Raw genomic sequence first — 6,812 nt, 5'->3', positions numbered from 1 at the left:
AAACGGCTCGCGACGGACCAGCAGAAGGGTGGGCGTCCGCTGATTCAGGACCCCCTGTTCGCGGCCAAAATCGCCGCGCTGGAAATCGAAATGATGGCGCTGGAAGTCACGGTGCAGCGCGTGGTCGCGAGCGAGGGCGACGGTCGCGGGCCGGGACCGGAGGCATCGATGCTGAAGATCAAGGGCACCGAAGTCCAGCAAGCGCTGACCGAGCTCATGTTCGAAGCGGTCGGACCGCAAGCCGCTGCGTTCGATCCCGCGTATCTGGAAGGCGAACGCGAACACAGCCTGGCCGGCGACGACGGTGCCGCGCCGCTTGCCGCGTACTACTTCAATTTCCGCAAGACGTCGATTTACGGCGGCTCGAACGAAATCCAAAAAAACATCATCGCGCAGATGATTCTGGGACTGTGAGGAGCAGGTATGGACTTCAATTTCACGGATGAACAGCAGCAGTTCCGGGACGCATTGCGCCGGTACCTCGACAACGAATACGCTTTCGATGCACGGCAGAAGATCGTGGCGTCGAAAGAAGGTGTCGATGCAAAACATTGGGCCGCATTCGCCGAACTCGGCTTGACGGCTTTGCCAGCGCCAGAAGCGCAGGGCGGTTTCGACGGCGGTCCGGTCGATATGCTCGTCGTGATGCAAGAGCTCGGGCGCGCGCTGGTGGTCGAACCGTATTGGGCGACGGCGGTGGGTATCGAAGCGTTGCGACTGGCGGGCGATGAGAAGAACAACCGCCTCCTGGAGCGCGCGGCAGCCGGCGAGATCACGCTCGCGGTAGCGTTCCACGAGCCGCGCGCACGCTACGACTTGTTCATGGTTGAAACCACCGCGCAACAGCAGGGCACTGGTTTCACCTTGAGCGGCACGAAGTCGCTCGTGCAGCATGGCGCGCAAGCCGACTACTGGATCGTGCCGGCGCGTCTGGATGGCGAGATCGCGTTGTTTGTCGTTGCCCGCGAGGCAGCGAATGCCGACGTGACGGAGTACCGCACGATCGACGGCCAGCGCGCCGCGACGCTCGTGTTCAACGCAACGGCCGCCGTGCGTCTCGGCGATGCCAACACTGGCGCGGCAACCCTGGAGCGAATCGCCGATTACGCCACGTTCTTGCTGTGCGCGGAAGCGGTCGGCGCGCTTGATGCGTTGAACCACGCGACGGTCGAATACACGAAAGAGCGCAAGCAGTTCGGCACGCCGATCGCACGCTTCCAGGCGCTGCAGCATCGCATGGTCGAGATGCTGATCCATGCGGAGCAGGCGCGTTCGATTACGTATCTCGCGGCGGCGGGCCTGGCGAGCGACGATGCCGATGCGCGGCGTCGCGCGGTATCGGCGGCGAAGGTTCGGGTGGGTCAGGCGGCCCGGTTTGTCGGCCAGCAGGCTATCCAGTTGCATGGCGGAATGGGCGTGACCAACGAAGTGGCGGCGGCGCACTGGTTCAAGCGCTTGTCGATCATCGAGACCACATTAGGCGACGTCGATCATCATTTAGCGCGGTTTGCGTCATTGCCAGGATTCGCCGACACGGAAGTTTAAGCCGCTTGGCGCAACGCAATGCAATGCAACGCAACACAACGCAACGAACACGGAGAACGCAATGACGTTCGCTTACGAAGATTTCGAAGTTGGATCGACCGTGCAACTGAGCGGCCATACCTTCCTGCGCGAAGAGATCATTGAATTTGCCAGTCGCTTCGATCCCCAACCGTTTCACATGAGCGAGGAAGGCGGCGTGGCATCGCCGTTTGGCGAACTCGTTGCGAGCGGCTGGCACACCTGTTCCGCGATGATGGGCATTCTGGTGCGGGATAGGTTGTCCGGTTCCACATCGATGGGATCGCCGGGCCTCGACAACATTCGCTGGATCAAGCCGGTCCGGGTGAACGACACCGTGCGCCTAAGCGTAAGCGTATTGAGCAAACGGATATCGGCGAGCAAGCCGGATCGTGGGCTTGTCTCGACGCGTTGGGAGGCCCATAACCAGCATGGCGATCTGGTATTGACCGTGGATTCATCGGCGATATTTGGTCTTCGCGAGCCGGGAAAACCGCGATGAGACTGGCAAGCGCCGATGACCTAAAAGCGGCCGAGGGCAAAGCGGAATATGTAAGCGACTGGTTGGAGATCGACCAGTCGCGCATTAACAAATTCGCGGATGCTACGGACGATCACCAGTGGATTCACGTCGATGTGGAACGTGCGCAAAAGGAATCGCCTTTTGGTGGACCGATTGCGCATGGTTTCTTGACGCTGTCGCTGATACCCATGTGGTTGGGAGAATGCGTTCAGGTCGAGCAAAAGATGGGCGTGAACTACGGCGCAAACAAGATCAGGTTGATATCGCCGGTGCGGGCAGGTTCAAAGCTGAGAGCGAGGTTCTTGCCGGAGACGGTAACGGATGTCGATGCGGGCGCCGTACAGGTAATCTGGCGAGTAACGATTGAGCAACAAGGCGCGCAGAAGCCGGCATGCGTGGCGGAGTTCATCACCCGCCACTACTTTTAAAATTGGGTCGAACGCGGCAATGAATCGACAACACTTCATTGCCGCCAGCCAAGCTTCACAAACTGAGCAGGCCTAATGTTTAGCGTACTGCAGCGCGCCGAAGAGTACTTCACGTGATTTATCGCTGGTGTGTTCCTTGCGTAAGGAAGTGAGCACTTCCACACCCCGAATCACGGCTGGCCGCGAAGAAATCACATCGAACCACCGCTTGACGTTAGGGAACTCATCGAGCTCGATCCCTTGATTCTTCCACGACCGGGTCCAAGGAAAAGTGGCGATGTCAGCGATCGAATACTCATTGCCCGCGAGAAACTGGGTTACGGCCAAGCGCTTATCCATCACGTTATACAACCGCCGCGCTTCGTTCGAGTACCGATTCACCGCATACTCGATCTGCTCGGGCGCATAGATCCGAAAATGATGTGCTTGGCCGAGCATCGGCCCGACCCCGCCCATTTGAAACATGAGCCATTCCATGGTGGTATATCGCCCGACGGGATCCGCAGGCAAAAACTTTCCGGTCTTCTCCGCGAGATAAAACAGGATTGCCCCGGATTCGAACAAGGCTAAAGGCTTGCCGTCAGGCCCATCGCTATCGACGATAGCGGGGATCTTGTTATTGGGACTGATAGCCAGGAACTCGGGCGTGAACTGATCGCCATTGCCGATATCGATGGGAATGGCTTTGTACTCGAGGCCGAGTTCTTCGAGCAAGATATGAATCTTGTGGCCGTTCGGCGTGGCCCAGCTGTAGACGTCGATCATTTTCGCTCCGCGCAATTCAATGGAATAGGCGTTTTCGGGAAGGCACACAAGCAGCCTGCCTAACGCGAAAACGCCAAAAAGTCGCTGGAGAAAATTAGACCATAGATCGCCGCAAGACGCAGAGCGGACACAGGGCCCGAAAAGCCATCACGCGTATCGCGACAACTCGAGCTTCGCTATAGCGTTCCGATGAACCTCATCGGGGCCATCGGCAAGACGTAACGACCGTGCGTGAGCATACGCATACGCCAGCGGGAAATCGTCCGATACACCGCCGGCGCCGTGCGCCTGAATCGCCCAATCAATCACCTGGCAAGCGATATTCGGTGCGACGACCTTGATCATCGCGATCTCGCCGCGCGCGCCCTTGTTGCCAACCGTATCCATCATATAAGCGGCTTTCAACGTCAGAAGCCGCGCTTGTTCGATCATGATCCGCGCCTCGGCGATACGTTCCTGCGTCACGCCATGCGCCGCGATCGGCTTGCCGAAAGCCATGCGCTGCAGCGTTCGTTTCGACATTAACTCGAGCGCGCGTTCAGCCAGTCCGATCAGCCGCATGCAGTGATGGATGCGTCCCGGTCCAAGGCGCCCTTGCGCGATTTCGAAGCCGCGCCCTTCGCCGAGCAGCATGTTGCCAGCAGGCACTCGGACATCCTTGAGCGTGATATCCATATGGCCGTGCGGCGCGTCGTCGTAACCGAACACCGATAGCGGTCTATGCACGGTGATGCCGCTGGCATCGGCGGGAACGAGGATCATTGATTGTTGCTGATGCTTCGGTGCGTCCGGATCGGTTTTGCCCATCACGATATAGACCTTGCAGCGCGGATCGCCTGCACCCGAGGACCACCACTTGTGGCCATTGACCACGTAGCGGTCGCCGTCACGGACGATGCTGCACTGAATGTTCGTCGCGTCCGATGAAGCCACGTCCGGCTCGGTCATCAGGAACGCGGAACGGATCTCACCCTGAAGCAGCGGTTCGAGCCATTGCCGCTTCTGCTCTTCGCTGCCGTATCGTTCGATCGTCTCCATGTTGCCCGTGTCGGGCGCACCGCAATTAAACACTTCGGGTGCCCACGTCACGCGGCCCATGATCTCGCAAAGGGGCGCGTATTCCAGGTTGCTGAGCCCGGCGCCGCGATCCGACGCCGGCAGGAACAGGTTCCACAGGCCAGCCGCCCGAGCCTTTTCCTTCAAGGTTTCGATGAGCTCAGTCGGAATCCATGCGTTGCCTTTCGCGCGGTTAGCGGCGACTTCCTCGGTGATGGCGCGCTCGTTCGGATAGATGTGTTCGTCGAAGAAAGCGGTCAGCTTCTGGCGCAATTCCTGGACCTTCGGGGTGTAGTCGAAATTCATGTCGTCTCCCTTTCTAGTTGACCTTTTGTGCATAGGCCCAGGCCAGTTCGGCCATCGGTTTGGCGCGGCTGCCTGCGTCCACAGCTTGGGCGCTCGACGCCGTGCCTTCGCTCACGCGCTTCATGATTCCCTGCAAGATGGCCGCGATACGGAACATGTTGTAGGCGAGATAGAAATTCCAGTCGCCCTGGATCGCGAGGCCGGTGCGCGCAAGATAAGTCGCGACATAGGCGTCTTCGTCAGCGATGCCGAGCGCGGCCCAGTCGAGCCCGCCGATCCCCCGAAACTGCGTTGGATCGACGTGCCACGCCATGCAGTGATAGGCGAAATCGGCGAGCGGATCGCCCAGCGTGGACAGCTCCCAATCGAGTACCGCTAGCACGCGCGGCTCGGTCGGATGGAAGATCAGGTTGTCGAGCCGAAAATCGCCGTGAACAATCGACACCCGCTCCGCCGGGGCGCCTTCCTCGCTCCGTGGAATGTGCTTGGGTAGCCATTCGATCAGCTTGTTCATCGCGTCGATCGGCTCGGTTTCGGACGCGAGATATTGTTTGCTCCATCGGCCGATCTGGCGCTCGAAGTAATTTCCCGGCTTGCCGTAGGTGTCCAGCCCGGCCTTTGCCACGTCCACGCAATGAAGCGCGGCAATCACGCGGTTCATCTCGTCGTAGATTGCACCGCGTTCTGCGGGCGTCATGCCCGGTAGCGCCTGATCCCACAAGACGCGGCCCGCGATGTACTCCATCACGTAGAACGCGCGTCCGATCACGCCTTCGTCCTCGCACAACGCCAGCATCCGGGCGACGGGCACGTCCGTGGCGGCCAGCGCATCCATCACGCGGTATTCCCGCTCGATCGCGTGCGCCGATGGCAACAGTTTCGCGACCGGCCCCGGCTTCGAACGCATCACGTAACTGCGCGCGGGCGTGAGCAGCTTGAACGTGGGATTTGACTGACCGCCCGCGAATTGCTCGATGCTCAACGGTCCGGCGAATCCATCGACATGTGTTTCGAGCCATGCGGTGAGCGCGGCGGTATCGAATTGCTGCCGTTCGTTGACGGGGCGGGTTCCTTCGAATGCGGAAAAATCCTGCGGCGCGGGTGCCTCGTTTGAAGCCATCGTCTCCTCCGGGTTGAGGGGGTGTGCGAGCCCGCGCCGTGTACGACGCTGTCATCTCGCAAAAGTGTTATTCCAGCTGCGATTTGAACCGGACGAACTGCTCATACAGCAGCTCCATGGTCGTGTTGCGCACGCCGGCATGAAGCGGCGAGGGAGGCGAATGGTTGAGCGCGCGGATGACCCAGTCGCCCGGCGCCGCGCCGACATCGAGCGCGTTGATGCAGCCCGTGGTCTGCGACAGATGGCCGAAAAACGTGCGGCCGCCGCCGGTGATCGCGTGCGACAACAACGCGCGGTTGACGCCGCCGTGCAGCACCAGCAAGACGGTATCCCACGATGTATCGTCGCGCAGTCGTTGCAGCGGCGGCAGCACGCGATCGAGTAATTCGCCGATTGTCTCGCCCCCCAGGAACGCTGTGCTTTCCGGCACGATTCCATCGAAGACGCTCAAGAAAGCACGCTCAAAATCCGCAGCCGGCAGATTGGTCAACCGGCCGCCGCGAATCTCTTCCCATTCCGGCCAGACCTCGATTTCGACGTTCCGACCCGTTTCCGCCAGCACGCGCCGCGCGGTTTCAAGCGTGCGCGGCAGGCCGCTCGCAATCACCTTGTCGAAGTGAATGTGTTGCGCCGCAAACTCGCGTCCCGCCGCGCTGGCTTCCTCGCGGCCGCGTTCGTTCAGCGGCACGCTTTCAGGGTCGATGGCGCGGCCCGTGGCATCGAAATAGGTGACGTCGCCATGACGCATCAGGAAAATGCGCCGGCGTTTGGGCAGTTCGTATGGGCTTGTCATTTGTAGTGCGGCGTGCGTTTTTCAAGGAACGCGGTGATGCCTTCGAGCGCGTCGCCGTTATGCAGGGCGTCGACGAAGCCGTCGCGTTCCGCATCGAAATGTTCAGCGAGCGATTGCGTGCCGGCATCGGCGATTAGCGACTTGATCCGTGACAACGCTTTCGGCGACATTGCGCCCAGTTCGTCGGCCCAGGCGATGGCGGTATCGAGCGCAGCACCCGGCTTGGTCACCCGATTCACCACGCCCACGTCGTACAAG

Annotated in this window: 9 protein-coding genes; 4 read left to right on the top strand and 5 right to left on the bottom strand. The window is 60.4% G+C overall.

Annotated features, from left to right (window positions below; all coding sequences use genetic code 11):
- From WCA53_RS31635 to WCA53_RS31620, 4 genes are all read left to right on the top strand, one after another.
- Window positions 1-414: acyl-CoA dehydrogenase family protein (locus WCA53_RS31635; protein ID WP_423920969.1), on the top strand; the 414-nt coding region annotated here is incomplete at its 5' end.
- A gap of 9 nt (window positions 415-423) precedes the next feature.
- Complete coding sequence (locus WCA53_RS31630; RefSeq protein ID WP_423920966.1) at window positions 424-1,545, top strand: acyl-CoA dehydrogenase family protein; 1,122 nt, start codon at window positions 424-426, stop codon at window positions 1,543-1,545.
- A 61-nt stretch (window positions 1,546-1,606) separates the two neighbouring features.
- Window positions 1,607-2,065 (top strand): MaoC family dehydratase, encoded by a 459-nt coding sequence (locus WCA53_RS31625; RefSeq protein WP_423920961.1) that lies wholly within the window; start codon window positions 1,607-1,609, stop codon window positions 2,063-2,065.
- Window positions 2,062-2,514, top strand: a complete 453-nt coding sequence (locus WCA53_RS31620; protein ID WP_423920957.1) for a MaoC family dehydratase — start codon at window positions 2,062-2,064, stop codon at window positions 2,512-2,514. The genes WCA53_RS31625 and WCA53_RS31620 overlap by 4 nt, the downstream gene beginning before the upstream one ends.
- Window positions 2,515-2,586: 72 nt before the next feature.
- Here WCA53_RS31620 and WCA53_RS31615 read toward each other — a convergent pair whose 3' ends face one another.
- The 5 genes from WCA53_RS31615 to WCA53_RS31595 form a co-directional block, all read right to left on the bottom strand.
- Entirely contained in the window at window positions 2,587-3,279 is a 693-nt protein-coding gene (locus WCA53_RS31615; protein ID WP_423920954.1) for a glutathione binding-like protein, read from the bottom strand.
- A 147-nt stretch (window positions 3,280-3,426) separates the two neighbouring features.
- Window positions 3,427-4,641: an acyl-CoA dehydrogenase family protein gene (locus WCA53_RS31610; protein WP_423920951.1), complete on the bottom strand. Its 1,215-nt coding sequence runs from the start codon at window positions 4,639-4,641 to the stop codon at window positions 3,427-3,429.
- 13 nt (window positions 4,642-4,654) lie between these two features.
- Window positions 4,655-5,761, bottom strand: a complete 1,107-nt coding sequence (locus tag WCA53_RS31605; RefSeq protein WP_423920948.1) for a phosphotransferase — start codon at window positions 5,759-5,761, stop codon at window positions 4,655-4,657.
- 67 nt (window positions 5,762-5,828) lie between these two features.
- On the bottom strand, window positions 5,829-6,554 hold the full coding sequence (locus tag WCA53_RS31600; RefSeq protein ID WP_423920945.1) for a histidine phosphatase family protein: 726 nt from the start codon (window positions 6,552-6,554) through the stop codon (window positions 5,829-5,831).
- A partial coding sequence (locus WCA53_RS31595) for an enoyl-CoA hydratase-related protein (protein WP_423920940.1) occupies window positions 6,551-6,812 on the bottom strand: 262 nt, incomplete at its 5' end. The genes WCA53_RS31595 and WCA53_RS31600, both read right to left, overlap by 4 nt.

This window comes from Caballeronia sp. (assembly GCF_049581465.1).
GTDB lineage: Bacteria > Pseudomonadota > Gammaproteobacteria > Burkholderiales > Burkholderiaceae > Caballeronia.
This window is presented reverse-complemented; position numbering and strand designations above follow the sequence as displayed.